This window comes from Nitrospinota bacterium (assembly GCA_016208975.1).
GTDB lineage: Bacteria > Nitrospinota_A > UBA7883 > UBA7883 > JACRLM01 > JACQXA01.
Map to the genome: position 1 here is coordinate 931532 of JACQXA010000004.1, position 26224 is coordinate 957755.

Annotated in this window: 28 protein-coding genes; 19 read left to right on the plus strand and 9 right to left on the minus strand. The window is 56.6% G+C overall.

What is annotated here, in order from left to right; translation table 11 throughout:
• The first annotated feature begins 64 nt into the window (after window positions 1-64).
• The 13 genes from HY751_08130 to rsmI all read left to right on the plus strand — a co-directional run bounded on the left by HY751_08130 (window position 65) and on the right by rsmI (window position 12892).
• The gene (locus tag HY751_08130) at window positions 65-2461 is read left to right on the plus strand and encodes a DNA polymerase III subunit alpha (GenBank protein MBI4666360.1); all 2397 of its coding nucleotides are present in this window, start codon (window positions 65-67) and stop codon (window positions 2459-2461) included.
• Window positions 2446-3279, plus strand: a complete 834-nt coding sequence (locus HY751_08135; protein MBI4666361.1) for a hypothetical protein — start codon at window positions 2446-2448, stop codon at window positions 3277-3279. The genes HY751_08130 and HY751_08135 overlap by 16 nt, the downstream gene beginning before the upstream one ends.
• A gap of 248 nt (window positions 3280-3527) precedes the next feature.
• Window positions 3528-3971, plus strand: coding sequence for a DsrE family protein (locus HY751_08140; GenBank protein ID MBI4666362.1), 444 nt, complete (start codon window positions 3528-3530; stop codon window positions 3969-3971).
• A gap of 128 nt (window positions 3972-4099) precedes the next feature.
• Window positions 4100-5782 carry an N-acetylmuramoyl-L-alanine amidase gene (locus HY751_08145; GenBank protein MBI4666363.1) on the plus strand — a complete coding sequence of 561 codons (1683 nt, stop codon included), beginning with the start codon at window positions 4100-4102 and terminating at the stop codon, window positions 5780-5782.
• 75 nt (window positions 5783-5857) lie between these two features.
• Window positions 5858-6115, plus strand: a complete 258-nt coding sequence (gene xseB / locus HY751_08150) for an exodeoxyribonuclease VII small subunit (protein MBI4666364.1) — start codon at window positions 5858-5860, stop codon at window positions 6113-6115.
• Window positions 6116-6118: 3 nt separating this feature from the next.
• The gene (locus HY751_08155; GenBank protein ID MBI4666365.1) at window positions 6119-7015 is read left to right on the plus strand and encodes a polyprenyl synthetase family protein; all 897 of its coding nucleotides are present in this window, start codon (window positions 6119-6121) and stop codon (window positions 7013-7015) included.
• Between the two features lie 97 nt (window positions 7016-7112).
• Window positions 7113-7367: a type II toxin-antitoxin system HicB family antitoxin gene (locus tag HY751_08160; GenBank protein MBI4666366.1), complete on the plus strand. Its 255-nt coding sequence runs from the start codon at window positions 7113-7115 to the stop codon at window positions 7365-7367.
• A complete protein-coding gene (locus HY751_08165; protein ID MBI4666367.1) occupies window positions 7368-7592 on the plus strand; it encodes a type II toxin-antitoxin system HicA family toxin in 225 nt (74 codons plus the stop codon). It abuts the gene before it with no gap.
• Window positions 7593-7710: 118 nt separating this feature from the next.
• Window positions 7711-9648 (plus strand): 1-deoxy-D-xylulose-5-phosphate synthase, encoded by a 1938-nt coding sequence (locus HY751_08170; protein ID MBI4666368.1) that lies wholly within the window; start codon window positions 7711-7713, stop codon window positions 9646-9648.
• Window positions 9608-10345: a TlyA family RNA methyltransferase gene (locus HY751_08175; protein ID MBI4666369.1), complete on the plus strand. Its 738-nt coding sequence runs from the start codon at window positions 9608-9610 to the stop codon at window positions 10343-10345. Before HY751_08170 ends, HY751_08175 begins: the two co-directional genes overlap by 41 nt.
• A 58-nt stretch (window positions 10346-10403) precedes the next feature.
• Window positions 10404-10748 (plus strand): histidine triad nucleotide-binding protein, encoded by a 345-nt coding sequence (locus tag HY751_08180; GenBank protein ID MBI4666370.1) that lies wholly within the window; start codon window positions 10404-10406, stop codon window positions 10746-10748.
• Between the two features lie 25 nt (window positions 10749-10773).
• Window positions 10774-12153, plus strand: coding sequence for a hypothetical protein (locus HY751_08185; GenBank protein MBI4666371.1), 1380 nt, complete (start codon window positions 10774-10776; stop codon window positions 12151-12153).
• 46 nt (window positions 12154-12199) lie between these two features.
• A complete protein-coding gene (gene rsmI / locus HY751_08190) occupies window positions 12200-12892 on the plus strand; it encodes a 16S rRNA (cytidine(1402)-2'-O)-methyltransferase (GenBank protein MBI4666372.1) in 693 nt (230 codons plus the stop codon).
• Here the strand turns inward: rsmI and HY751_08195 are convergent.
• The 7 genes from HY751_08195 to HY751_08225 form a co-directional block, all read right to left on the minus strand.
• A complete protein-coding gene (locus HY751_08195) occupies window positions 12889-13662 on the minus strand; it encodes a hypothetical protein (GenBank protein MBI4666373.1) in 774 nt (257 codons plus the stop codon). The two genes, rsmI and HY751_08195, sit on opposite strands and share 4 nt — an antisense overlap.
• Entirely contained in the window at window positions 13649-14056 is a 408-nt protein-coding gene (locus tag HY751_08200; GenBank protein MBI4666374.1) for a hypothetical protein, read from the minus strand. The genes HY751_08195 and HY751_08200 overlap by 14 nt, the downstream gene beginning before the upstream one ends.
• Window positions 14057-14185: 129 nt before the next feature.
• Window positions 14186-14638, minus strand: a complete 453-nt coding sequence (locus HY751_08205; protein ID MBI4666375.1) for a hypothetical protein — start codon at window positions 14636-14638, stop codon at window positions 14186-14188.
• Window positions 14639-14757: 119 nt separating this feature from the next.
• Window positions 14758-16677 (minus strand): HAMP domain-containing protein, encoded by a 1920-nt coding sequence (locus tag HY751_08210; GenBank protein ID MBI4666376.1) that lies wholly within the window; start codon window positions 16675-16677, stop codon window positions 14758-14760.
• Between the two features lie 6 nt (window positions 16678-16683).
• On the minus strand, window positions 16684-17340 hold the full coding sequence (locus HY751_08215; GenBank protein ID MBI4666377.1) for a methylamine utilization protein: 657 nt from the start codon (window positions 17338-17340) through the stop codon (window positions 16684-16686).
• Window positions 17341-17380: 40 nt separating this feature from the next.
• A complete protein-coding gene (locus tag HY751_08220) occupies window positions 17381-18223 on the minus strand; it encodes a hypothetical protein (protein MBI4666378.1) in 843 nt (280 codons plus the stop codon).
• A 355-nt stretch (window positions 18224-18578) separates the two neighbouring features.
• Window positions 18579-19559, minus strand: a complete 981-nt coding sequence (locus tag HY751_08225) for an NADP-dependent oxidoreductase (GenBank protein MBI4666379.1) — start codon at window positions 19557-19559, stop codon at window positions 18579-18581.
• A 72-nt stretch (window positions 19560-19631) separates the two neighbouring features.
• Between HY751_08225 and HY751_08230 the strand changes: the two genes are divergently transcribed.
• Window positions 19632-20483, plus strand: a complete 852-nt coding sequence (locus HY751_08230) for an alpha/beta fold hydrolase (GenBank protein MBI4666380.1) — start codon at window positions 19632-19634, stop codon at window positions 20481-20483.
• Between the two features lie 59 nt (window positions 20484-20542).
• Here HY751_08230 and HY751_08235 read toward each other — a convergent pair whose 3' ends face one another.
• Window positions 20543-21850, minus strand: a complete 1308-nt coding sequence (locus HY751_08235) for a transporter (protein ID MBI4666381.1) — start codon at window positions 21848-21850, stop codon at window positions 20543-20545.
• Between the two features lie 421 nt (window positions 21851-22271).
• Complete coding sequence (locus HY751_08240) at window positions 22272-22706, minus strand: hypothetical protein (protein ID MBI4666382.1); 435 nt, start codon at window positions 22704-22706, stop codon at window positions 22272-22274.
• A gap of 135 nt (window positions 22707-22841) precedes the next feature.
• Here HY751_08240 and HY751_08245 point away from each other — a divergent pair, with 135 nt between their 5' ends.
• The 5 genes from HY751_08245 to HY751_08265 all read left to right on the plus strand — a co-directional run bounded on the left by HY751_08245 (window position 22842) and on the right by HY751_08265 (window position 26220).
• Window positions 22842-23090, plus strand: a complete 249-nt coding sequence (locus tag HY751_08245) for a hypothetical protein (GenBank protein ID MBI4666383.1) — start codon at window positions 22842-22844, stop codon at window positions 23088-23090.
• Between the two features lies 1 nt (window position 23091).
• The gene (lipA, locus tag HY751_08250; GenBank protein ID MBI4666384.1) at window positions 23092-23964 is read left to right on the plus strand and encodes a lipoyl synthase; all 873 of its coding nucleotides are present in this window, start codon (window positions 23092-23094) and stop codon (window positions 23962-23964) included.
• Window positions 23965-24013: 49 nt separating this feature from the next.
• A complete protein-coding gene (locus tag HY751_08255; protein MBI4666385.1) occupies window positions 24014-24214 on the plus strand; it encodes a zinc ribbon domain-containing protein in 201 nt (66 codons plus the stop codon).
• Window positions 24215-24632: 418 nt separating this feature from the next.
• On the plus strand, window positions 24633-25589 hold the full coding sequence (locus HY751_08260; GenBank protein MBI4666386.1) for a histone deacetylase: 957 nt from the start codon (window positions 24633-24635) through the stop codon (window positions 25587-25589).
• 400 nt (window positions 25590-25989) lie between these two features.
• Window positions 25990-26220: a hypothetical protein gene (locus tag HY751_08265; protein MBI4666387.1), complete on the plus strand. Its 231-nt coding sequence runs from the start codon at window positions 25990-25992 to the stop codon at window positions 26218-26220.
• Window positions 26221-26224 lie beyond the last annotated feature (4 nt).

Sequence of the window (26224 nt, forward strand, 5' to 3'; positions counted from 1 at the left end):
TAGCAGATTGTATTTGCATGACTTATATTTTCGCTATTTGTTCGATATATTGGAGAGTGGTGGTATGAACCGGGGTTTTATCCATTTGAACAGTCATTCCTGCCATTCGCTGATGGCGGGGGCAGACACCTTTGAAACCCTGTTCAAACGCGCCGGGGAACTGGGCATGGAATCCTTGGCTATAACGGAAACCAACGGCGTTTACGGGATGATAGCGGCCCAGAAAATTGCCGGGGAAACCGGCGTGCGGCATATCGCCGGGGCGCTGGTGGACAGCCCGCAGGCGCCAGCCTACTCCCCCGATCCGCAATACGCCCTGTTGTTGCCGCTTACTTTGGAAGGCTATGGCGAGATGTGCGGCCTGATAACCGCCCGCCACCTGGATGAAAGGTTCAAACTGGCCAAAGCCGTTTCCACCCTGTCGCCGGACGTGATAGTCATCTCGCCGGACCACTCGGTGATAGAGGCTGGAAAACTGGCGGGACGCGACGGCGCGATGTACGTGGGGCTTGTGAATCATGACGACACGGCGTCCCGCAGGAAAATCGCCGGGGGGCTGAAACTGGCCCGCCGGTTCGGCGTCCCTTGCGTGGCAACGAACAACGTCCATTTCGCCATGCCGGAAGGATATGAGATCCACCGCGTGCTGGCCGCCATCCGGGAGAACACCACCGTTACCAGGTTACCAGCCGGGGCGGCCGTCCACAAAGAGTCGTGGCTCAAACCGGCGGAAGCCATGCGGAAACTTTTCGCGGAGGTTCCGGAAGCCGTGGAAAACGCCATGGCCATAGCGGACATGGCCCGGTTCCGGCTGGAGACGGGAAAGACCCGGTTCCCCAAATTCCCCGTACCCGGCCGGGAGACGGCCCCGGGCATGTTGCGCAGGCTGGCCCATGAGGGCGTCCCGCGCCGTTACGGCGAAGCCGCGGAAGAAGTGACCCGCCGGATGGAATACGAACTTTCGATAATCGAGGTCATGGGTTACGCGGACTACTTTCTGGCCGTGTGGGACATAGCCCGCGAGGCCAGACAGCGCGGCATCCCCACCTGCGGGCGCGGCTCGGCGGCCAACTCCATCGTCTGCTACCTGCTGGGGATAACCGACGTGTGCCCCATCACGCTCAACCTTTATTTCGAGCGGTTCCTCAACCCGGAGCGCACCGACCATCCGGACATAGACCTGGATTTCCCCTGGAACCGGCGGGACGAGATAATAAACTACGTCTATGAAAAATACGGCGCCGCCAACGCCGCCATGATATCCACCTACAACACGTTCCGGGGCCGCTCCATAATCCGCGAGGTGGGCAAGGCCCTGGCCGTCCCCATCGAAAAGCTGGACTGGTTCACGAAGAAAATGCCCGGCTACTACCGCCTCTCCGACATAGAGGAGGTGAAACGCCAGATACCCGAATGCCGCAACCTGCCTCTCAACGAGGAGCCGTACAGGACCATCATAGCCACGGGAAAGAAGATAGAAGGGTATCCCCGGGGTCTTTCGATCCATTGCGGCGGGATTGTGATAGCCCCATGCCCGATCACAAGGCTGGTTCCGCTCCAGCGTTCGGCCAAAGGGTTCAACATCACCCAGTTCGACATGTACCCCGTGGAGGACATGGGCCTTGTGAAGATAGACCTGCTGGGGCAGAAAGGGCTGGCCGTGATAGCCGACACCATGGAGGACGCGGAAAAACATTACGGCCACCACATTGACTGGCGCGTCATAGATCCCGTTGCGGACGGCCCAACCCGGCGGATCATGCGGGAGGGGCGGGTCATCGGCTGTTTCTACATAGAGTCGCCGGGAATGCGTAGCCTGCTTCGCAAGCTGAAGGTTGGCGATTTCGAGACGCTGGTGGCGGCCAGCTCCATAATCCGCCCCGGCGTGTCCGATTCGGGGATGATGAAAGCGTACATCAACCGCGCCCTGGGTCTGGAGAAACCGTCATACCCCCATCCTGTCATGGAGCGCGCCCTGGGAGGCGCCTACGGGGTGATGATATACCAGGAAGACGTTCTGAAAGTGGCCAACGCCGTGGCGGGAATGGGGTTGGGCGAGGCCGACAGCCTGCGAAAATGCATGAGCAAGAAACGCAACTGGGAGCGCATGGAGAAATACCGGGAGCGGTTCATCGAAGGCGCCGTGGAGCGGGGGGTGGAGATGGGCGTGGCCGAAGAGATATGGAGGCAGGTGGAGTCTTTCGGCGGATACGCCTTCTGCAAGGCCCACAGCGCATCGTTCGCGGTGTTGTCCTGGCGTGCGGCCTATCTGAAGGCCCATTACCCGGCGGAGTTCATGGCGGCGGTCATAAGGAACCGGGGCGGCTTCTACGACACAGCGGAGTACATAGAGGAGGCGCGGCGGCTGGGCATCAGGATATTGCCGCCGGACGTGAACGAAAGCGGGGCGGAATGCAAAAGCGTCCGCGTGAGGGAGGATGGGCCATGCGAAGCGGCGTGAGGGTGGAGCGGAACGCGGCTTTTTCGCCGGGAAGGCATAACGCCATCCGGGTGGGATTGTCCCACGTAAAGGGGCTTTCGAAAACGCTCATCGGGGCCACAACCGGGAACCGGCTGGCGGGGCGATACTCGACGGTGGAGGATTTTTTGAGCCGCGCCCGGCCGGACATGGCGGAGGCCGAGGCGCTGATAAACAGCGGCGCGCTGGACTGTTTCGGCCATACCCGGCCGGAGCTTTTATGGATAGCCCGGCTGTGGCGGGCCGCCGGACGTAACCGCCCTGCCCCGCATGACGGGCTTTTCGCGGAAACCGGCCAGCCCCCCTTCGCGCCGGACATCCCCCGTATTGCGGATTATCCCGCCGCCGAAAAACTCCGGATGGAGCGGGAAACGCTGGGCTTCACCGCCAGCGCCCATCCGTTGCGGATGTTCAGGCTCCATCCGGCCGACAGGATCATCCACGCCGCCGACCTCATTAACCACGTGGGCGAAACCGTAACGCTGGCTGGCTGGCTTGTTACCGCCAAACGGACCCGGACCGTCCACGGGCAGTTCATGAAGTTCCTCACGCTGGAAGACGAGACGGACATTTTTGAGGCCACGCTGTTCCCATCGGTTTACGCCCGTTACGGTCACCTGCTCACGGGCCGCGGGCCGTACCTTGTCACCGGCGTGGCGTCGCAGGATCACGAGGACCTGACCGTGACCGTTGAAAGCGTAAAACCGGCCGGACACGGGACAGGCGCATGGCAAGCCTGGGATTCGGTAGTGTCCCAGTTTGAAAGTACAGGGGAGATTCTTCACTTACGTTCAGAATGACAATATAAAAGCCGTTGATAACATTGTCATCCTGAACGAAGCGCAAGCGAAGTGAAGGATCTGTCTATTATTTGAGATTCAAACTGGGTCACCACCTGGGATTCGTCCGGTTTGACTTCCTTTGGAACGCCTATGATCATGTGGTATCCATACGAAAACGAATAGGGATTATAACCCCGGCGCGGGATTTTCAGCTTGATGGTGGTAATCTTGACAATCAGCCAACAATCAACCCGGAGTCGTCCATCATGAAAAGCCGCATGGCCCTGTTTCTGGTTTCAGCCCTTTTATTGATTAACGGGATTCCAGCCTGGGCGGATACCATCGCCAGCCCGGAGCCAGCGTTCGATAATCCCCGGAAACTGGTTATCCAGCTGAACACCGGCGACGTAAAACAGCAGGAGGCCGTATTCAACAATGTGTCGAACCTGCTCAAGTTCTACGAAAACAATGTAAGGATGGCGGTGGTGGTGTTCGGGCAGGGGATAGACGTGGTGTTGAAAGGCTCGGCGTTCAACGAACGTATCCAGTCCTTAAAAGCTTACGATGTGGAGTTCATCGCCTGCGGAAACACCCTGAAAGTCCGGCAGAAAACGAAAGACGACCTGCTTCCCGGCGTGGGGTACGCCACGGCGGGGCTGGCTGAAATAGCGGAACGCCAATTAAGCGGATGGGTATATCTGCGGCCATAAAAACCAGCCAGTTACATGCAACTGGGCCAAAGAAGTTGACACAATCAACAATGGAGGGATATATTTAAACATTACAATATATTGTACGCATTGGTTTAACAATGTACTTAAAGCTGTTTTCGGGTATTTTGACTGGCGTCGTACTCTGTTTTGGAACGGCGTTCTCCGGCCATCCTAACACCGAGGCGATGTATAAGAACGCCAAACAGCAATATCTTGCCCTCTTCTCATCCCCGAAAAAAATATCCAACCGGGCGGAGTGGGAGAGCGTTATAAGCCGGTTCAAGCTTATCGTAAAAACAAATTCCTCCTCCCCCAGGGCCGATGACGCGCTGTACACAATTGGGGTGATGTATAAAAACCTTTATCGCCGGTCCGGCTCGTTGGCGGACAAGAACGAGGCCATTGGAAGTTTCAACACCCTCGCAAGCCGATACCCTAAAAGTAGTCTGGCGGGGGAGGCGCGAAAACAGGTTGGCGATATCGAGTTTATGGCCAGGAACAACACCAAGGCCAAATACGCGTATAAAAGCGCCATGAAGCAAAAGGTGGACTCCCGGTACAAGGTAGCCAAGGCGCAAAATGCCCCATTGGAAACCAGCATAAAATCGCAGGCGCTGACACCCGCCAGGAAACCCGATGAACAGCTTGCCGCCAAAAAACCGGAGGTAAAGGGGGATGGCGCCCAGCCAGTGGCCACTTTAACCAACGTGCGCCGGTATTCCACCGACGGATACACCCGGGTGGTGCTGGATTTTTCCGACCGCACCGCCTTCCGCGTTGAGCCAGCCGGTGAAAAGGGCAAAGTTTACATTGACCTTATGGACACAAGCCTGGCCTCCAACCTATCCCCGGTGATGGCTTTCGACAATGGGTTGGCCAAAGGGTTGAAGGTGGGCAATGGGCCCGATGGGGTAAAGAGGGTGACTCTGGATATGGATGCCGGGGCCGAAAGCGCCGTGATGGCCTTAAACTCGCCATTCCGCATAGTAATAGATTTAAACCGCGCCAAACCCATGCCCGCCGTGGCAATGAAAGGGCCGGAGCCACAACCAAAACCTTCCATGGCAAGTTCATCAGTTAAGCCCGCCACGACTGTGGCGCGGGGTGGTTCGCTACGGACCATCGTGATAGACGCCGGGCATGGCGGGAAAGACCCTGGCGCCATAGGCCCCACAGGGCTTATGGAAAAAGACGTGGCGCTGGCTATCGCTAAAAAACTGAAGACCAGGCTGGAGAACCGGTTACGATGCAAGGTGGTTCTCACCCGGTCCACCGACAGGTTTTTGGAGCTGGACGAGCGGACGGTGTTCGCCAATTCGGTGAACGCCGATCTTTTTGTGTCCATCCATCTCAACGCCAGCCGGGACTCGCGCGCCAAAGGTGTGGAGACATATTTCCTCTCCCCCGCAAGGAGCAAAGACGAGCTTGAGACCGCCGCGCGGGAAAACATGATAGCCCACGGCGGACGCAACGAAATAGAGAACGACATCACCTACATAATGAGCGACCTGCAGAACACTCAGAAAGTGAACGATTCGTCCACGCTGGCCGGCGTGGTGCAACGGTCCGTGGTGGGCGGCCTGCGGGAAGACAACGTGCCCGTTAAAGACAAAGGGGTGAAACAGGCCATGTTCTATGTGTTGTGGCGCGCCTCCATGCCCAGCGTGCTGGTGGAAACCGGGTTTATATCAAACCGGGAGGAGGAACGGCGGTTCAGAGACGGAAAATACCTGGATACGCTGGCGGACTCCATCGCCGAAGGTTTGGAAAAATACGACCGCACATATATGGTGGCCGCGCGGGAGTAGGCGGGGCGGATAACTCCCCGTTCGCCAGGTCAACACCGTTCCCAATCCCGCCCGCTCATGCTAAACTTCAAAACCATGAGCGAAAAAGAAAACACAGGATTAAAATTCGAGGCGGCCATTAAACGCCTTGAGGAAATCGTGACCAAACTCGAAGGGGGCGACCTGGAGCTGGAAAACTCCATAGCGCTTTTCGAGGAGGGTATCCGCATGTCGAGGCTTTGCCAGAAAAAACTGGACGAGGCGGAGAAAAAGATAGAAAAACTCATCCGCGACAAGGAAGGGGCGCTGGCCACCGAGCCGATGGAAGACCCCACCCAGGACGCTCCCATCTAGCCAATGCCCCTTACCGCATATTTCAACGAAATCCGGTCCATGGTGGAGCGGGAAATGGACAGGCTGGTTCCAGCCGCCACGGCGTATCCGCCCCATCTGCACGAGTCCATGCGGTACTCCCTTTTCGCCGGGGGCAAACGGCTTCGCCCGATTTTAGCCGTGGCCGCTTGCGACACGGTTAAAGGAAACCGGGCGAAGGTTATCCCGTTCGCCGTGACGCTGGAGGTTGTACATACATATACCCTCATCCATGACGACCTGCCCGCCATGGACAATGACGACCTGCGGCGGGGCATGCCAACGAACCATATCAAGTTCGGCGAGGCGGCGGCCATCCTTGCGGGGGATGGCCTATTAACCCTGGCGTTCGAGATTTTGGCGGATGCGAAAAATTTCCCCGGCGTGGACCCGGAAACCTTGCTTGATGTAACCCGCCGCACGGCCCGGGCCATAGGTTCGCTGGGAACTGTGGGGGGCCAGATGGCAGACATCCAGTTTGCTGGCGACAAGGTGGAGGCGGACCTGGCCACCCTTGAATACATCCATACCCACAAGACCGGAAAACTTATCGAAATATCGGTGAGGGGCGGGGCCCAGTTGGCCGGGGCGCGGGAGGACGAAATCGAAGCGTTGGCGGAATATGGACGGAGCATCGGCCTGGCTTTCCAGGTGGTGGATGACCTGCTGGACATCGAGGGTAGCAGGGAAAAGCTGGGCAAAACCCCCGGCTCCGACGCGAAGAACAAGAAACTTACCTACCCGGCGCTTTTAGGGGTGGAAGAGTCGCGCAGACTGGCCACCAGGCTTACCGACAGGGCCATAAAGTCGCTGGAGATGTTTGGCGATTCGGCGGAACGGTTGAGCGACCTTGCCAAATACGTCATCGCCCGGGCTTTTTAAGTGGCATGTAGAACCCGGGAAGCGACGAGATTGAAACGCGTCGTTGAAAAGCGCAGAATAAGAAACGGTTGAAAGAATCCGCGATTGGGGATTTGGCATGAGTGAAGCGGCCATAAGGTTACATGTGGAACGGCTGGAGGAAGGCGGCTTTTTGGCCACAAGCCCGGACGTGCCCGGTTTGGTGGCCGAGGGACGCACAATCACGGAAACCGTCGAAATAGCTCAAGGGCTGGCGCGGAAGATACTGGAATCCTGCCTGGATCATGGAGATGAAATACCGGCGGCCCTGATGAAAATGGTGGACGAGGGGGTTTCGCCGACGGATTTTACTATTCCCGTCCCGGTCAGATAAATGGGGCGTCTGGCCGGTTTTAAATACCGTGAAGTGGCCAGAAAACTTCGTTTATTCGGCTTTATTTTTGACAGGCCGGGGCCAGGAAGCCATGAAATATGGCGTAACCCCAATACTGGCAAAAAAGTTACCCTCCCACATCACGGCAAGGATTTCGCCGAGGGCACTTTAAGGGCAATCCTGCGTGAATCCGGCATTGATGTGGATGAATTCCTCAAGGCATAACATTTCAACCAAGATACGGCTCCGCAGGCCGAGGGTATTAATAAACCGTTGATAGCCCGTAGGAATTGTGCGAATATCAACAAGTTAATTGAATCTTAATGACAACCGGGGCGCGTGGATGGGCCCAAAGGTCGATTACAATATATTAAAAACGATTTCAAGTCCTAAGGACTTGAAATCACTAAGCATAAACGAGCTTAACCAGCTCGCCGCCGAGATACGCCAGAGAATCATCGAAGTGGTCTCCCGGAACGGGGGGCACTTGGCGTCCAGCCTGGGTGTGGTGGAGCTTACCCTGGCCTTGCACTATGTGTTCGATGCCCCGGACGACAAAATTGTCTGGGACGTGGGGCATCAATGTTACGCCCATAAGATAATCACCGGCAGGAACGACCGGTTCGACACGCTCCGCCAGAGCGGCGGGGTGTCCGGTTTCCCCAGCATAAGCGAAAGCCCTTACGATTGCTTTAGCACCGGCCATGCGGGCACCTCCATTTCCGCCGCGCTGGGTTTCGCCCAGGCCCGGGACCTTGCGGGGGATAGCAATCGCGTGCTGGCGGTTATCGGGGATGGCTCCATGACCGCCGGGCTGGCCTTTGAGGGTTTGAACCACGCGGGCTCCATGCACACCAACCTTACGGTAGTGCTGAACGACAACAAAATGTCCATCTCCCGCAACGTGGGGGCGTTGTCTCAACATCTAAACCGCATCATCACCGGTAAATGGTATGTCCGGCTGAAAGAGGATATCGGCCAGACGCTCCAGCATTTGGCGGGGGACCAGGTGGCGCAGTTCACCCGGAGGTTCGAGGAAGCCATAAAAGGCATCATCGTGCCGGGGAAGCTTTTCGAGGATTTGGGTTATAAATACATCGGCCCCATCGAAGGGCACGAGATATCGTACCTGATAGAAACTTTCCAGGCCGCCAAGGAAATTAAGGGGCCCAAACTCATCCATGTGGTCACCACCAAGGGTAAAGGCTACGGCCCGGCGGAAGAGAAGGCCCAGTCTTTCCACGGGGTATCCTCTTTCCATCCGGCCACGGGAGACCTGCCTCAGGCCAAACGCACATATACAGACGTATTCGCCGACACGCTTATAGAACTGGCCGCCGAGGACGAGAAGATAGTGGCCATAACCGCCGCCATGCCCGAGGGCACCGGCCTGGCCCGGTTCGCAAGGGTGTATCCGGAGCGGTTTTACGACGTGGGCATCGCCGAACAGCACGCCACCACATTCGCCGCGGGCCTTGCCGCCGGGGGCATGAAACCGGTGGTGGCCATATATTCCACATTCCTGCAAAGGGTGTTCGACCAGATAGTGCACGACGTTTGCCTGATGAACCTCAACGTTACCTTCGCTGTGGATCGCGCGGGGCTGGTGGGGGAAGACGGCGCCACCCATCAGGGGGTGTTCGACATGACATACCTGCGGTGCATCCCCAACATGGTATTGATGGCGCCTAAAGACGAGCAGGAACTGAGGCGGATGCTAAAAACCGCCATCGAATACCAGGGTCCGGCGGCGGTAAGGTATCCGCGCGGCGCGGCCGTGGGCGTGCCAATCACAAAAGATATAGAGCCGCTACCCATGGGCAAGGCGGAGGTTGTGGCCGACGGGTCGGACATCTGCATAGTGGCGGTGGGGCATCCGGTTTACGCGGCCATGGAAGCGGCGGAACGGCTGAGGAAAGACGGATACTCGGTGGCGCTGGTGAACGCCCGGTTCGTAAAACCACTGGACGAGGAGACGCTGGAGACCATGGGGCGCAAATGCGGCCTTATCCTCACGGTGGAGGAAAACGCGCTGGCGGGCGGGTTCGGCTCGGCGGTGCTGGAGCTTATCGAGTCCCGCAGGTTACCCCATGTGGCCGTGCGCCGCATAGGCATACCGGACGCGTTCATCGACCACGCCGACCAGAAGAAACAAAGAACCTTCGCCGGGCTGGACGCCGACGGTATCGAGCGGGCCGCGAGGGAATTCATCAAGGAAGCCAAATCCACCGGAGCCGGCCATGTCGCAGACCAGGAAACGGTTGGATATCATTCTCGCTGAGCGGGGCCTGGCCGAAAGCCGCCAGCGCGCCCAGGCGCTCATCCTGGCGGGGCTGGTTTCGGTAAACGGCGCCCCGGCGCAAAAAGCCGGAGAACGGTATGCGGACGATGCGGAAATCGCCGTAAAAGGCAAAGACCATCCTTATGTCTCCCGGGGCGGCGTGAAGCTGGCCCACGCCATGGACATTTTCCACATCAACCCCGGGGGGTATGTGTGTGTGGACGTGGGCGCCTCCACCGGCGGTTTTACAGACTGCCTGCTTCAGCGCGGCGCGGTAAAGGTGTACGCCATAGACGTGGGGGAGAACCAGCTGGATTACAGGCTTCGCTCCGACCCAAGAGTTATCAGCATGGAGAAGGTGAATGCGCGCAACATGGATATGACACCCATTGTTGAACCTTTGGACATGCTGGTGGCGGATGTCTCTTTCATATCGTTAAAACTTGTCATACCGCCATTCCTGGCTTTGCTCCGGCCCGGCGCCCATCTTATCCTGCTGGTGAAACCCCAGTTCGAGGCCGGGCGGGACAAGGTGAACAAGGGAATAGTCCGGGATGAGAGTGTCCATGAGGAAGTGTTGAAAGAAATTACCGGTTTTTTTGAAAACCTGGGTTTGAAAACCACTGGAACGGCGGAATCCCCCATCCTGGGCAGAAAGGGGAACAAGGAATTTTTGTTAGGATTATCAAAAAGTTGACCGGCTGAACAAATCCTCATCGTTGCGCCCAGGTGGCGCATGGTGTAAACTTTTCCCCATGGTGGACTGTATATTTTGCAAGGTGGCGGCGGGGCTCATACCTTCGCAAAAAGTGGCGGAGACAGAGGAACTGTTTGCCTTCGAGGACATCAACCCCCAAGCCCCCACCCATGTGCTCATAGTACCCAAAAAACACATGTCTTCCAGCCTGGACATTACCGCTCATGAGGCGGAGCTTATGGGCAAGATAATAATGATGGCCAACGACATAGCCATAGACCGTGGATTGGAGAAAAGCGGGTTCCGCATCTTGACCAACACCGGCAGTCACGCGGGGCAGTCGGTATTCCATCTCCATTTCCACCTGCTGGGCGGAAGGCGGATGGAATGGCCCCCGGGTTAAACCCTCCTTTGCCGCCACACAGCCATTGAGCGATCCTTTCAGACGCGCCGCCTTCGAAATCCTCAGGAAATCGGAGAGCTCTAAAACGCCGCTGGATATTCTCCTGACAGAGTGGCGCGCGAAAAAGAAACACGAAGAGCGGGACAGGGCTTTTGTTTTCGAGCTTACCCTTGGCGTCACCCGGTGGAAAATGTCGCTGGACTATATCATCGGCAAGTTTTCGGACAGGCCGGTGGAAAAGCTGGGAACCGCCCCGTTGATTTTGCTGAGAATGGGGGTTTACCAACTGGCCTCCATGGACAAGGTTCCACCTTACGCCGCGGTGAACGAAATGGTGAACCTGGCCAAATCCAATCCCGACACGCGCAAAGCGGCGGGTTATGTGAACGCCATCCTGCGAAACCTGATCCGGCGCGTAAAACTTGGGTCCCCAAGGCCCTCAATAGCTGAAATAGTAAAATCGCTGTCTGGCGGGAAAACCACCCCCGCCGGGCTTCTGGCCGAGGCTTATTCATTTCCGGCGTGGCTGTGCAACCGGTGGGTTGACCGGTTCGGAAAGCAGATGGCCGAATCGGTAATAGCCGCCAGCAACGAGCAGGCTCCGGTGTTTTTCAGGATGAACCCGTTGAAGGCGCCCGAGGCGGATAACGAAAAACTCATGGGCCGGTGGGGTATTTCCGCGGAAAAGTTCCCCTTAGCCCCCTGGGGGTACCGGTTGACCTCCGGCAAAATCACCCCCGGCCTGGGATTGTTCGATGAGGGGTACGCGCAACCGCAAGACGGCTCTTCCATGATAGCCGCCAGCCTACTGGAGATTAAACCGGGACAGGTAGTGGCGGACATCTGTTGCGGCAAGGGGATAAAGAGCGGATTTTTCGCCGCCCGCATGGAAAACCGCGGCCTGATTTTCTCTATGGATTCCTCGACCCGCAAATTCTCCGCCTTCGCCGAAAACATGGCCCGCCAGGGGATTACTATCTGCCATCCCGTAGTGGCGGACGCGGCGGAGCATTGGCCCCTTAAAAAACCCGCGCAGGCCGTATTTATAGACGCCCCCTGTTCGGCCACCGGCGTGTTCCGCCGCCACCCCGAAGGGAAATGGAACAAGACCCCTGCCACGGTGGAAAGAATGGCGGAGCTCCAAGGAAGAATGTTGGACAGCGCGGTTAAGTCATTGGCCCCGGGAGGTGCGCTGGTGTACGCCGTTTGCTCGATAGAGCCCGAAGAGGGGGTGGACCAGGTTGAACGTCTTATAGCCTCAAATCCGGCCATCACCAGGGATGATATAAAATCCGGCAGACCGGAGCTGGAGCCGTTTATCACCGACCAGGGGGACCTTTTTATCCTGCCGGGGCAGGGGGGGATGGACGGGTTTTTCGCCACGCGCCTGGTGAAGGCCCTTTAAAACATCCAGCGGCATGGAAGGTCATCCGGAAAAAGGCGTCCTGTACATGGTGGCCACCCCTATCGGCAACCTGGAAGATTTTTCGATCCGCGCCGCCGATACGCTAAAATCCGCCGACATCGTGGCCTGCGAAGACACACGCCACGCCAGCATATTGTTGAACCGGCACGGCATCTACGCGAAAAAACTGGTCTCCTACCATTCGCATAACATCGAGCGGCGGTCTGCGGAACTATTACGGGCTCTACTGGATGGACAGAACGTGGCGCTTATTTCTGACGCTGGCTCTCCCGGTGTCAGCGACCCTGGCGCGGCCCTAACCCGGATGGCGGCCATGGAAGGGATAATAGTGCGGCCCATACCCGGCCCATCGGCGTTCCTTTCGGCGCTCATCGCTTCCGGGTTCCCCACGGCGCGCTTCGTTTACGAAGGGTTCCTGCCCCGCAAGAAAGGAAGAAAAACCAGGCTCCTCTCCTGGCAAGGCGAGCAGAGGACCGTTGTGTTCTACGAGTCTCCCCACAGGCTCATAAAAACCCTGGTGGAAATAGCGGAACTGCTGGGGGACAGGCTTGTGTGCGTCACCAGGGAGCTTACGAAAATCCACGAAGAGGTGGTCCGGGGAACAGCGGCGGAGCTGGCGGCGGAGTTCTCCGCCCGGGGCCAGGTGAAAGGGGAGATAACCGTGGTGGTGGCCCCTCAAAACTTCACCTGGGGCGCCGTGGAGAAGGAAGAGGATTAAATATAGGGGCCGCTATCCCTGATAAACGGGCTGTCCATCTCCGGGTCGTACCCCATGTCCATCATTTCCCGGAAATTTATCGCATCCGCTTTTTTACGCGCCAGCTCCCGCAACACGCTTTCAATCTTTTCGATCCTGTACCTCCTGATTAGATGGATGAGAACCCCCAGGATGGAGCAGGCAAACGCCGTGTCCACTATATGCCCCATCCCGCGGCTCATGGCGTCAAGCTTCACGTTTTCCACTTCCGGGGATAGGGTTAGAAGCATCTTCCCTTTATGCTCCAATGGAGTGTAGTTGCCGTACGCATCGGATACAGACACCACCATCCTGTAAGAAGCGGTGGAAACGATAACCATGGTCAGCAGGCCGGCCCCCCTCCTGCCGAATATGTAGTACTGGTCGTTGGCGTTGGGCGGGATAGTGTAAAGAACCTGGTTGGTCTGCGCGTCGTAGAAGCGGATATTCAGGTCCTCCTCATCCAGGGGAGACACCACGATATCCTTCCCGTTCAACGAGGTGTGATGCTCGTGGTACAGCGTCCACCGGCCCGGAGTGACGGTGACCATCCTCTCGCCCGGGACCATCAGTTCCTGCATGTCCGTGCGCACTTCCCATACGTTTAAGGCGGCGGATATGAAACCGTAGGGGATGCTGAGAGAGGCAATGATAAAGAGGAAGATGTAATTTCTGGCCTTGGGGAAAATGTCCCCCCGGCCTTTTATTACATAAATCAGCTCCGCCCTGAGGTTCGGGTCAAAGAACGGCATCCGCGCTTTTTCTCCTCAACCTTACGGCGGTGACGGTCAATAGGGCCAACAACACTGCCGCGTTGCCGCAAACCCCCGTAACGAGCATATTCTCCGCCGAATTATCCCGGTCCAAAAAACCGGCCATCAACGGCGGCGCCGTTACCGACACAACCCCAAGGAAAGGGACAAGCATGTTAATGGCGGAAACCCGGTACCGCCCGCTTATTATTATCAAACCAACTCCCGAGGCCAAAAAGAGCGGATTGAATGAAAATATAAGCACCACGAGCAGAAACGGGAAAATGGGGACAAGCGCGTATGAAATGGAGGAAAACAGGGCCGAGAAAATGGCGATACCGGAAAGAACCAGGTATGTTACGCGGTTCTTTTTCTCTTTTTCCACTTCGTTCACCCCATTAACCCCGCCAGAATTGTTACGACGACCCGCAGGTGGAATTATACAATCTAACCGGGTACAGGAATAAAAAAAGGGGATCCCTTGGGATCCCCGGATCCGGCAAGCGGATTACCCCGCCCGGCGTCAGGCCAACGCGTTTTGCTCCTCGTTTTGCCCTTCGTAAACGTGATAGTTCTTCCAGTCCCTTTTAGTTTCAAAAAGGCTCCAGGCCATCAACGCCACGGAAATGCCCAACCCTATCCAGCCCACGGCATTGTCCGACACGGGGCCGGTAAAAGGCTCGTAAGCCATTTTTATGGATGGCAGGGTTTGAAGGGGGATGGTTATGAACGCCAGGACCTTGTTGGAGAAGGCTATGGGGTGGCTCCTGCCGATTATAAGATACCCAACGCCGATAGATGCGTAAGCCAGGTCAGAGAAAAGCACCAAAGTTGAAGCGACCACCAGAATGTATGTTTCATCGTAAACCACATCGTAAAACATTCCAGCGTAGAACAAGGCGGAAAAGAAGATCATGAAGAACATGCACAGATCGAGAATTATCACCACTGCTTGCCTGTTGGACAACTGATTCATGACTACCCCAAAAAAAATTTTACGGCTTTGAAATTTTAGATGCGGCTGGCGGGCAAAGGTTTCCGGGAATCGGCGAACTTCATGTATAATGAGGGGTTATTAGCTCCGATTACGCGCAACTATTTAGGCAGGTCGTAAACGTAATCCCAACCGGCCGTCGCCGGGGCGTTGAAGATGGATTCTATCCTCATCATATAAATCCTAGATGGCTTATCGCCGCCGGTGTCGCCGTCAATCCGCTTGAACAGGCTCATGGCCGCAGTAAAATCCTGGCCCCTGAAACATCGCAACGCCTCTCCAAACTCGTTGGATAACGCCAATTGATCTTGTGTAGCCCCCTCCCGGTCCGCCAAAACCTCGAACACCCGGATGGCCTCGGTTTTTCCCGCCACCCTCACCTTGTCCAACTCCCGGCAAAGAAATATTTTTTCTACATTTCTCAGGGTGTTCTCCGAGATCAGGATGGTGGTTCCGTAATACTTGTTGGCCCCCTCCAGCCGGGAGGCCAGGTTTACCCCGTCGCCGATTACCGTGTAATTCAACCTGTTGGTGGAGCCTATATTCCCGGCCACCACCACATCCGTGTTCACTCCTATGCCTATGTTTAGGGGCGGCAAAGCGCGCCGGGCCAGGTTTTCGTTCAGTTCCTTCATGGCCCGCATCATGTCCAGCGCGGCGCTCACGGCCTGTTTCGGATGGTCCGCCATGTCCAGCGGCGCGCCGAAAATGGCCATAACAGCGTCTCCCATGTATTTATCCACCACGCCGTTGTGGTTTTCTATCACCTGGTTCATGCTGGTGAAATGGCTGTTAAGCACGTTTAAAAGGTTCTTTGGCGACATATCCTCCGACCGGGCGGTGAATCCCCTTATGTCGGAAAAAAGCACTGTAACCTCCCTTTCCTCGCCCCCCAACTCCATCTCCTTGCTCAACAATTTCTCCGCGATGGAGTGGGACACCACCTTGCCCAGCAGGTTCCGCACCCGGTCTTTCTCCATTAACCCCCTGGCCATATTGTTTATGGCCGTGGCCAGCTGGGCCAGCTCGTCATCCTGGTTTACCACGGCATAATGGCTATAGTCCCCCGAGTCTATCCGGCGAACGCTATCCCCCAGGATCTTCACAGGCTTGGTGACGGTCCTGGCGATGAAAACGCCTGCTATGGAAGAGAGGGCCAACCCCGCGCCGCCGAGGATGTAAAGGACCATCCGCAACCTGTTGTAGGGCTCCATGGCCTTTGTGAAAGAGCGCTGGAGCAGGGCGATAACCTTATAACTGGAGTTTTCCTCCAGTGAGATGGAGGTAATGGTGTATTCATCTCCGCCGATGTTGGCCGAAACGCTTTTACCCATAAATTCCGGTGGCGCGGAACGGAGAAAGTCCTCCACGCTCCGCCTCATCTCTCCGGCGCCGGTGGAGGCGATAATCCGCGTTTGCCCGGCGCTAGTTTGAAGGGCGAAGGTTATATTGAGCAGGGTCAGGTTCTCTATGTCGGCCACAAGCCGGTCATCAATAATGAACCCCAGGCATATCCAGGCTATGGGCGTTGGCGCCAGCAACGGCACCACCACCATCTGGTAAGGTTTTTCATCTATGGAAACGATGGAGAACGACTCCCCTTTCTCCTCCGCCTCGGCGATAACCGAGGGAAGTGAGAATGGGGTATTCCGGTTTTCCTCGTGAAGCGTGTCGGCTATTACGCGCCCATCCAGAGAAACGATGGTGAAAAAATCCGCCTGCACCCTCTCTTTGTGGTTGGCCACAACCGACAGGATAGTCTCGAAATCGTTGGTGGCCATGGCCTGTTTAAGAGCGTAATCGCCGGAGAGCAGAACCGCCGCGTCCACCAACTGCTGGGCCCTGGCGGTCATGACCTTGCTGAACACCCTGGAGCCTACCAGTAGCCCTTCCTCTATCTGCCGTTTGGCGCTGTTGTAATTGGCGATATCAACGAGAAGGAAGGTGGCGAGGGCGAACGCAAGAAGAAGGCCGAGGAAGAAAACCAGTATCCTGGTCTGGAAACTTTTAAAACGTAGCAAGGCGCTCTAGTACCTCTTGGCTCCTATCACCGGGGCGCGCCGGGGCCTAAACTCCGGGGTAAGCTTCAATTGCGCCTCCACCTGCATGGCGGCGGCTCCGATTTTAACTTTTTTTATCAGTTCCCCCTCAACGGCGGCTTTCATCCTGGGGTGCCAGACGTAGATGTTGTATTCGTCTTCCGGCATGCCTTTTACTGATGCCTGCCCATCTTCCCCGGTCTTGCCGAAATAGGGGGTTTCCACCACCAGCACGTAGGCTATCATCCAGTCGTGGATGTTGCATCCCAGCGCCACCACCCCCGGTTTGTCGAACACCACCGGCTCCGACGGTGAACCTATATATAACGGCAATTCGAAAGTCTTCGGTTTGGATAACGAATATACATGGTGCCGGATATTGTCGGAGTTGGGGAATTTCACCGGGGTGTTCACCAACAACGGGGTGACGTGGTCTATAAAAGTCCTGTCCACCTGATCCACCACTTTGGCTTTCGGGCTTGGGACCGCGGGGGTTTTGCCCGACGCCGGAACGGCGTAGATCACGGCGTCCTTCACCGGCTTGCCAAAGGCGTCTTTCACCACCGCCATCAGCTCTCCAGCGGAGGATGGCCCCGCGAAGGTGAGCAGTATCAATAGCGATACAATAGTTTTACCCGGTTCCATGATCACAAGCGCTCTCTTCTCATGCGGATCATTTCGCTTTTCACCATGAGTACAGGAAAGCAAGCCGAATAACGTTGTTAATGTAGTTTAGCCCCCAATCACCCTTGATATTCTGGTAATCGTAACCAAGGTTTATGGAGGACCGGTCCGCCACGGCGTGGCTTACGCTAACGGTTGCCGTATGGGTGGTGGCCCCTATCCGGTACGCCGCCAAGCCATCGAACACGTCGGATTCGGTGATGGCTTTCGACCATTTCACCACGCTTTTGCCGGGGGTAGCTTCCGATACCACATCCCCACCGCGGATGGAATAGCCAAGGCTTAGCGCGTCATCCGGTGTGAGCAGGTAAATGGCGTTTATTCGCCCGGTGTTCCCGTCCAGCTCGTAAACGTTGCTGGGCCTGTGGTACAGGAGGTAATGGACATCTATGTCCTCCATGTAGTAATGGACCACTGCGGCCTCGTGGATAGGCATACGCCTGTCGTACAGCCATCCGGCGGAAAGCTCCAGCCTGTCGGTGAACCACTTGGAGACCTCCAGTCCGGCCTCGCCAATCCATGAGTCCCGGTAGCTTTCCTTGAAAACCACCTGGCCATACGAAACATGGGCCCGCAACGATGGGGCTTCCGTTCCCACGCCGAACCTGTGGATCAGGGTCACGGCTCCGGTGGCTTCAATATTGTTAAGCTGGTCGTATTTTGACAGGAAATCGGCTTTCAGGTTTGCCGTGGCGGTTAGGCCGGTATGCGCCCCCACTCCGAAATATCTGCCGAAAACCATGGATGGCGTTAACGTAAAATCCCCTTTTTTATCGGCGCTGTACGGGGACCTGCTGATGTTGTCCTGGTAATTGGCTTCCACCCCGAAATCGGCTATCCACATGGAGTGGGCCGGCGATGGTAATAAAACAGCCGCCGAAAGGATAGCGAGGGGAATTGTCCACAAGTTGGGCCGGAAGGTGTGTAAGAGACGCGGAAAAAGTCTTTCGCCTGTCATCGCCCATCCCCCGTGGCGTGTTGCCAGTTAGACCCATTATAATCTTTTTTCCCGAACATCCAAGTCTTAACGGCCTGTTGCACAAACCGTTTCCCGCAATGTCACCCCGGCCAAGCGAAGCGCGAGCCGGGGCCGCGACCTTATATGTATTTGGAAAGAGGCCCTGATCCCGGGTCTCCGCTTGCGCTACGCCCGGGACGACATCGCTGAAACGGCGCTAAACTATTTGGGCAACAGCCCGTTAATGCCTGAAGTATTTTCTGCGGGAGATTTCCACCACTATTTTCCCCCAGCCGTGGCGGGTTTCCAGCCTCCGGTGCCCCTCGGCCACATTTTCCATGGAGATAACGCTTTCCACCTGCGGTTTAATGAAACCGCGTTCGGCTAGAGTCGCCACAAAATCCAGCGCGCGCAAGTCCGGCCGGGCCAGCTCGAAAAATATGGAGAGATTTTTTAACCGGGCGGCATTAAAGAGGGTGGCGGGCGCGTCTCCTGCGAAGGCGTTAAGGAAAACCAGCCTGCCGAATGGTTTTATGCTTTTAAAACTTTCGAAAAACACATCGCCTCCGATGGTTTCCAGCGCCACGTCGGCCCCGGCGCCACCGGTTATCTCCATCACAGCTTCCGGAACGCTGGCCTTCTGGTAATCAATTACGTGATTGGCGCCCAGGCGGGCTACCCGCTCCGCGTTCGCCCCGGAGCATACCGCTATCACATTGGCCCCTGCCCAGGCGGCCATCTGTACCGCCATGGAGCCTACGCCCCCCGCCGCGCCATATATAAGAACCGTCTCGCCGAAAGCCAGCTTGGCCATTTCAAACAGCCCCTGCCACGCCGTGGTTCCCGCCAAAGGTAATGCCGCCGCCTGGACGTGCGTCAGCCCTGTCGGTTTTTTATGAACTATACTGGCGCGAACCGCGTGATATTCCGCGTATGCGCCCTGCCGGGAGAGGTCTGCGTAATAAAACACCTCGTCGCCGGGGGCAAATCCCTCCACGCCTTCACCCGCCGATTCCACCACGCCGGACACGTCATACCCGTAAACGGTTGGATAGACCCTGCTATCGGAAAGGTACCCGGCGCGGATTTTGGTGTCCACCGGATTTAAGGCGCAGGCACAGACCCGGACAAGTATTTCACCGCTACCCGGCGAAGGTTTGGGAATATCGGCTAATTTCAAAACCTCCGGCCCGCCTGGCCCGTTCGCCACCAACGCTTTCATGGAACATCTCCCCCACTTGACGGAAAGGTTATACTGGCCATTAAGAAAGCCTGTCACCGGATTATACACATTATGGCCAAAAAACTTCTCCTGGCGCTCCTGGGGCTTATATTCGCTTTCACCGCCAGCCGGGCGGTTGTAAAGATCATGGAGCCCGGATTTCTTTTCCACCCCGTAATAGGCCTGGAGGCCAACCCCGGTTTTTACGGCATGAAATACATGGACGTGGTCATGCAGTCCGGCGGGGGGCGAATCCATGGCTGGTACCTGCCAAAACCGGAGGCTTACGGGTTCATCGTTTATTTTCATGGTAACGGCGGTAACCTGGCCCATAGCCTGGGGTTCTTGAAATTTATCGAACCAATGAAAGCCCACGTCCTGGCCATAGACTATAACGGGTATGGCAAAAGCGAGGGGGAGCCTTCCATCGAAAAAGTGGCTGAAAACGCCGTGTCCGCGGTGGAATGGCTTCACAAGGGGAAAAACATTCCGCTGGACCGGATAATTTTATGGGGATGGTCGTTGGGGGCTGGGGCGGCCCTGGAGGCGGCGGAAAAATACCCGGGCGTGGCGGGGATAATTCTAGAGTCATCCTTCGTTTCCATGCGGCGGATGGCGCTGGAGATATACCCATGGATGCCGGTGGCGCTGGTGACAGGCGCTTTCGACAACGGCCAGGCCGTGTCCACCCTGAGCGCCCCGAAGCTTTTTATCCATGGCGCCCAGGACAGGGTAATCCCTTTCAGCCATTCCCGCCAGCTTTTCGAAATGGCGTTAGAGCCTAAAGCCTTTATCGCGGCGCAAGGAGCGGGGCATGCCAATGTTTACCAGGCCGGGGGACAGGACTATTTTAAGGCTGTGGAAGCCTGGGTGTATGCCCGGTTCGCTGATTCGTGGAAAAAACCGGAGGGCGGGAAGCCATAAAGCCCATAAAAAAAGGCGGCCAGGTTGAGCCGGCCGCCTTGTAAAGCTTAAAGTATGGACTAGAACTGGTAGCCCACCGACAGACCGAAGATGTTGGCGGTGGTCTTGTAATCCCCATCCACGGTGGAGTACACCTCCGCGCCCACGTTGTTGTCCACCGTCCTGGTGGCGGACCACAGATAGGCGTATGAAATGTCCATGGTGAAGTTGTCACCCGCCTTGTAACCATAACCGATGGCCACCAGGTTCCTGTCTGCGTCCGGCAGACGCGGGTCAACGGTTTCATCCGGAACCGGCGTGGGGTCGAAATAATACCCGGCGCGCAACGTGCCATTGGCGGTGAGCTTGTATGAGCCGCCCACGCGCACGGCGGTCACGTTCTTGTAATCCTTGGTCTGCGTGGAAGTGGAAGGCAGGATCGGCGCTCCATTGGACAACACCATCGGATCGCTGAAGGTGAACGTCAGCTTGTCATAAGAAGACCAGCCGGTGTAGTCCACATCCGCCTCCAGCGTCAACCGCTCGGAGGGGCTGTATGAAATGGCCAGCACCGCGATGTCCGGGTAGGTGATGTCCACCTCGGCGCCGCTGGTGTAATCCCCGCCGGTACCGCCCACCAGCGCCCCCATGGTTCCGGGGAAATTAAGGATGTCCATATTGCCGCTCACCTTTGTCTTGATGCGCGAACGGTAGGTGACCGCCACGTTTACGCCTTTCACCGGCTTGAACAGCAGGGCCGCGTTGAACCCGATGCCGTTGCCGGTTCCCTTCAATATCCTGTAACCGTCGGTGGCGCCCGGCTCGAAAAGATAGAAGGGGTACATGGAGTCGTACCGCACATCGGTGTTCATGTAGCTGATACCGGCGGCGGCGGAGAACGAGTCGTTTATTTTCTTGGCCACGTTCAGGTTATAGGTCTGTGTGCGGAGCTGTGTGTCTGTGGCGCTGTACCGGATCCTGCTGTAGTTGGACCAGGTGGTGCCCAGCCCGAAGTTGGTGAACTCGCCGAAGCCCACGGCCCAGCCGGTGTCGCCCAAACCTTTCACCAGGTAAACATGGGGCGAGGCGAAGGTGGTGTTTGCGGTGGACTCGTTCCTGTTCTGGCCGGAATACTCTGTGGTGGCGGCGGTATATTCGGTTCTCGGGTCGATAAACTGCATACCCACCTTGGCGGAGTACCCGCCCAGGTCCGTCATGGCGGCGGGATTGTAATAAACCGCGGCGGCGTCATTCACCGACGCTGTAATGGCATGAGCCTGGCCCTGACCGCCGTTGTCCGTTTCCACCAGGCGGAAGCCCGAGGCGTGGGCGGAAAATGGGGTAGTGGCGAAGATAAATGTCGCTAACGCTCCAACCAGTCGTTTCATATGGACATCCCTTTTAAAAAGAGGCGAGTTACCCAGTGTTTACTTTTGAATTTTTATCAGTTTTGGTTGGGCGCGTCAATACACAACTGGCCTTGACTTGTTTGGTTTGTCTGTTAATTTAAAGAGGCGCGGGGCGGGGGAGCCCCGCGCCTTGGGGTGTTCTTCCTGAAAGGGGGTTTCAGGAAGGAGGGAACTTGTGAATGAGCCGTCTGGCCCGTCCCGGAAATTTCTATCGCGCTATTGGTCCCCGCAAAAAGGGGATGGCGATGACAGTGCGTTTCCGGGTTTTCCAGAGAGGCTTTGCCGCCGGGGTCTCGAAGGACCTGTAAAGGTGAAGCCAAGATACAGCTTTGGCGCGCCTTTATTGTCACTCGGGAGGCGATAACCAGCCGCGAAGCCGCCCTGGAAAAGGGACGACGGCTTAAAGGGCTATCGGAGGGGGTGTGCCGGGTTTGGCCGCGCCGCTGATAACCAGTTCGGCTTCCGTAAAAGCGGAACCTGCGGCCTGGCCCATGTCAGGCATTTCGTATGATACGGGGATGAACAGTAATTCCCCCCCGTTCAATGTAAGATCGGTTTGCTCCAGCCCGTTGCCAACACAACAATGAAACGTGTGGGTTCTCGACCCGGCATGGCAGATGTTCATCCCGCAGGGGGTGGCAGTGGAATCCGCCCCGTATTCATTTATGTAATCCTGCCCGCCATCCATCGCCACCATCTCGGCGGAGCCTGAATCGGGGTTTACTATACGCTCCAACCCGCAGATAATGTCTGCAGGAGACGCAGGTATAGCGGCCCGGGATATGGCCGGGAAGGTTATGATGAGCGAAATTGTTACAAGAAGTATGCGAATCATTTTGAAATCAATTTTACATGGTTTTGATGCTGGATTCCAGACAAAGGCTCAATGTTTCTACAATTATTTTATAATGCCACACGTTAGCCCATTTAATACAACAAGATACACCACCATAAAACCTGGTATAAAAAAATGGAACTAGACATGCAAACGGCGAAAATCCTTACAACCCTGGTGGTTGGAGGGGTGGCCACGCTTATTATGTCCCTATTCTGGGGGCCTCTTTCCAAGGTCTCGGAACGCTTCTTTAAAGACCCGGAAAAAGGTTTTAAAAAACTGGTTATTGGCGGGATAGCCTTGTGGGTTATAGTTGGAATCATTATGTCCATTGCAGTGATGCTAAGGTTTCTGGGGGTCATTCCCGTGGAGAAAGCTTTATAAAATGACCATCAAGCCAGCCTGGCTCCACAAGCAATCTGCCATTAGATATCAAACATCCTCCGCCGGGCAGGTTTTGAGGCAATGGTCGCTCCATACCGTTTGTGAGGAGGCCAGGTGCCCCAATAAGGGGGAATGTTTCCAGAACAAAGTGGCCACGATCATGATATTGGGCTCCACCTGTTCCCGCGCCTGCCGGTTTTGCTCCGTCACGCCGGGGAGGGATCTGCCCGCCCCGGACCATGATGAGCCGGAACGGGTGGCGCAAGCGGCGTTGAACCTGGGGCTGTCCCATGTGGTAATAACCTCCGTCACCCGGGACGACCTGCCGGACGGGGGAGCATCCCATTTCGCCCAGACCATTTCCGCGGTGCGCCAAAAACTGCCCGGCGCCACGGTGGAAGTCCTCACCCCGGATTTCCAGGGGAACACGGACGCCATCGAAACGGTGATCGCCGCCGGGCCGGATGTGTTCAACCACAACGTGGAAACCGTGCCAGCGCTATACGCCAAAGTGCGTCCCCAGGCAAACTATCCAAGGTCTTTGGCCTTTTTAGCCCATATAAAAAACATGGCCCCCGACATGCTGACTAAAAGCGGAATCATGGTGGGGCTGGGTGAAACTTTCGAACAGGTGGTAAAGGTGATGGAAGAGCTGGCCGGTATCGGGCTGGACATGATGACCATAGGCCAATACCTGCAACCCACCCGCCGCAACCTGGAAGTGGCCGGATACATTGAACCCGGGTTGTTCGAGGAATACGCCCGGGCGGGTGAAAACCTGGGCATACGGAAAGTTTTCGCCGGGCCTTATGTGCGTTCCTCATACCAGGCCGGGGAGGCGCTCTTGAAAACCCGGTTAGAACCTGTTGAATAAGAACCGCATCTAAATAAAGAACTGATAGTTATAAGGCGCAAAACTGCTTATGCCAATGTACGAATATGTCTGCAAATCCTGCGGACACACGTTTGAAAAGCTTACTCCGCTGGCGCTGGCCCACGCCGCCCAGGATTGCCCCAAATGCGGTAAACCTGCGGGGGAGAGGGTGATGTCCGCCCCAAGCCTGGGCCACTCGGCCACAGGATCATCTTCAGGCCACTCCTGCGGCTCGTCCCGGTTTGGTTGAGCCCATTGATCTTGAAACCCGTGGGGTTTCTTTAAATCAAAGCTGTGGAGTTGTAAAACAATCATGTCCTGGGGCGATTTCCTTGTAGCCGGGATTTTTGTGGTCCTGATATTCCTGGTCAATTCCGGCGGCGGGGGTGGCTGAAGCCCAAAAAGCGGATGCTGACGCCGGCCGGGGGCCGGTTTGTTAAAATACATTGAGTTTGGCGCCGTAATCACCGGCGCCGTTTTTTAGGTAGTGTCTCAGTTTGAAAGTGCAGGGGAGATTCTTCACTTACGCTCAGAATGACAATATAAAAGCCGTTGATAACATTGTCATCCTGGGCGAAGCGCCAGCGAAGTGAAGGATCTGTCTATTATTTGAGATTCAAACTGAGACACCACCGTTTTTTAGCGACCGGGAGAAGGGACGAATACCCATGGGTTCCACGGCCATTTTTTACGACCCCGTCTTTCTCTCGCACGACACCGGCCCGGGCCATCCGGAAAACCCAAAACGGCTTGAGGCCATCGTAAACCGGCTGTCCAACGCCCCGTTCCATCAAAACCTCACCTGGATAAAACCGGAACCCGCCACCCCCACCGACGCGGAGCTTGTCCATTCCGTCCCATACGTCCGGGGGCTGGAGGAGTCTATCCTGCGCGGCGTGACTTATCTGGATGCGGACACGGTGGTGTGTCACGACTCCTGGGAGGCGGCGCTGATGGCCGCCGGGGCTGTGACAGGGGCGGTAAAAGATGTGGCCGAAGGGCGTTTCTCCAACGCGTTCTGCGCCGTGCGGCCGCCGGGGCATCACGCCGAGCGTTCCAGGGCCATGGGGTTCTGCCTGCTCAACAACGTGGCCATCGGGGCCCGTTACGCCATTCAAAAGCTGGGCATGAGAAAAGCCGCCATCGTGGATTTCGACGTGCATCACGGCAACGGGACGCAGGACATTTTTTACGACGACCCGTCGGTTCTCTACATATCCCTCCATATGTGGCCCCATTATCCCGGCACCGGATTGGCGTCGGATCTGGGCGAAGGCGCGGCCATTGGGACAAACCTGAACTTCCCCATGAACGCCGGGGCGGGGGACGCGGACTATCTAAATATCTTCGATGGCGCCATCATCCCGGCCTTACGCGCCTTCGGGCCGGAAATAATCCTTGTGTCCGCCGGGTTTGACGGCCACCGGGAAGACCCTTTGGGCGGGCTTGAGCTTACCGAAAAGGGCTATGCGGCCATGACTTCGAGGATATGCGGCCTGGCCTGGGAACTGGGGCATGGCAGGGTGGTTTCGGCCCTTGAAGGGGGGTACAACCTTTCCGCTCTGGCCCGGAGCGTGGAGGCGCATGTGGGTGAACTGGTTCGGGCCGCCCGGATAAAGAAATAATCCATACCCCCCCCTGAACGCCACCAGTTGACTTGAAACGGTTCATGACATATTCTTAATAGTAGGAAAGTGGGGATTATTGTTATGCCCACAGTAGATACTGTAAGAGAAGCGCCCCCGGCAAGACGGGTGCGGGAACGGCCTCCTCCCCGAGAGGAAGCTCCACCGCCTCCGCCACCAGAGGAAAATGCGCCTCCTCCGCCTCGTGAAGCGCCTCCTCCTCCCAGGGAGGAAGCCCCGCCGCCTAACAGGCCGGTGGCCGAAAAAGAGGTGGGAGGAACTGTAAACGTGGAAATTTGATTATTGGGTTTCCCGTTTAAAGGGGACGGGTTTTTTTGCTCTTTAATCTACTTATATAACTCGTTAAATTTCAATCGGCAATCCTACGGAAGGGAATATCATGGCTAATGTCATTAAAGTGAAAACTCCGTCTTTAAAAACTCTGGCCTCTCCCCCGGCCATGTCTAAAAGCAAATTGAACGCCATTGTGGACAGTTCCAGGGCAAAGGCGATTGCCAAGCCGAAAATCCCCGCCAAGGCCACGCAGGATATGAACCCGGCGGAAATAAACCCGGTAAAAGCTGGAGCCTCCGCATCCAGTTCGGGCGGGAAGATCAGCGCAAAAGGGTAACAGG

Coding starts and splice junctions, on each gene's coding strand:
- HY751_08130 (MBI4666360.1), top strand. CDS start 65: ATGAACCGGGGTTTTATCCATTTGAACAGTCATTCCTGCCATTCGCTG.
- HY751_08135 (MBI4666361.1), top strand. CDS start 2,446: ATGCGAAGCGGCGTGAGGGTGGAGCGGAACGCGGCTTTTTCGCCGGGA.
- HY751_08140 (MBI4666362.1), top strand. CDS start 3,528: ATGAAAAGCCGCATGGCCCTGTTTCTGGTTTCAGCCCTTTTATTGATT.
- xseB (MBI4666364.1), top strand. CDS start 5,858: ATGAGCGAAAAAGAAAACACAGGATTAAAATTCGAGGCGGCCATTAAA.
- HY751_08155 (MBI4666365.1), top strand. CDS start 6,119: ATGCCCCTTACCGCATATTTCAACGAAATCCGGTCCATGGTGGAGCGG.
- HY751_08160 (MBI4666366.1), top strand. CDS start 7,113: ATGAGTGAAGCGGCCATAAGGTTACATGTGGAACGGCTGGAGGAAGGC.
- HY751_08165 (MBI4666367.1), top strand. CDS start 7,368: ATGGGGCGTCTGGCCGGTTTTAAATACCGTGAAGTGGCCAGAAAACTT.
- HY751_08170 (MBI4666368.1), top strand. CDS start 7,711: ATGGGCCCAAAGGTCGATTACAATATATTAAAAACGATTTCAAGTCCT.
- HY751_08175 (MBI4666369.1), top strand. CDS start 9,608: ATGTCGCAGACCAGGAAACGGTTGGATATCATTCTCGCTGAGCGGGGC.
- HY751_08180 (MBI4666370.1), top strand. CDS start 10,404: ATGGTGGACTGTATATTTTGCAAGGTGGCGGCGGGGCTCATACCTTCG.
- rsmI (MBI4666372.1), top strand. CDS start 12,200: ATGGTGGCCACCCCTATCGGCAACCTGGAAGATTTTTCGATCCGCGCC.
- HY751_08195 (MBI4666373.1), bottom strand. CDS start 13,662: ATGCCGTTCTTTGACCCGAACCTCAGGGCGGAGCTGATTTATGTAATA.
- HY751_08205 (MBI4666375.1), bottom strand. CDS start 14,638: ATGAATCAGTTGTCCAACAGGCAAGCAGTGGTGATAATTCTCGATCTG.
- HY751_08215 (MBI4666377.1), bottom strand. CDS start 17,340: ATGGAACCGGGTAAAACTATTGTATCGCTATTGATACTGCTCACCTTC.
- HY751_08220 (MBI4666378.1), bottom strand. CDS start 18,223: ATGTGGATAGCCGATTTCGGGGTGGAAGCCAATTACCAGGACAACATC.
- HY751_08225 (MBI4666379.1), bottom strand. CDS start 19,559: ATGAAAGCGTTGGTGGCGAACGGGCCAGGCGGGCCGGAGGTTTTGAAA.
- HY751_08230 (MBI4666380.1), top strand. CDS start 19,632: ATGGCCAAAAAACTTCTCCTGGCGCTCCTGGGGCTTATATTCGCTTTC.
- HY751_08235 (MBI4666381.1), bottom strand. CDS start 21,850: ATGAAACGACTGGTTGGAGCGTTAGCGACATTTATCTTCGCCACTACC.
- HY751_08240 (MBI4666382.1), bottom strand. CDS start 22,706: ATGATTCGCATACTTCTTGTAACAATTTCGCTCATCATAACCTTCCCG.
- HY751_08245 (MBI4666383.1), top strand. CDS start 22,842: ATGGAACTAGACATGCAAACGGCGAAAATCCTTACAACCCTGGTGGTT.
- lipA (MBI4666384.1), top strand. CDS start 23,092: ATGACCATCAAGCCAGCCTGGCTCCACAAGCAATCTGCCATTAGATAT.
- HY751_08255 (MBI4666385.1), top strand. CDS start 24,014: ATGCCAATGTACGAATATGTCTGCAAATCCTGCGGACACACGTTTGAA.
- HY751_08260 (MBI4666386.1), top strand. CDS start 24,633: ATGGGTTCCACGGCCATTTTTTACGACCCCGTCTTTCTCTCGCACGAC.
- HY751_08265 (MBI4666387.1), top strand. CDS start 25,990: ATGGCTAATGTCATTAAAGTGAAAACTCCGTCTTTAAAAACTCTGGCC.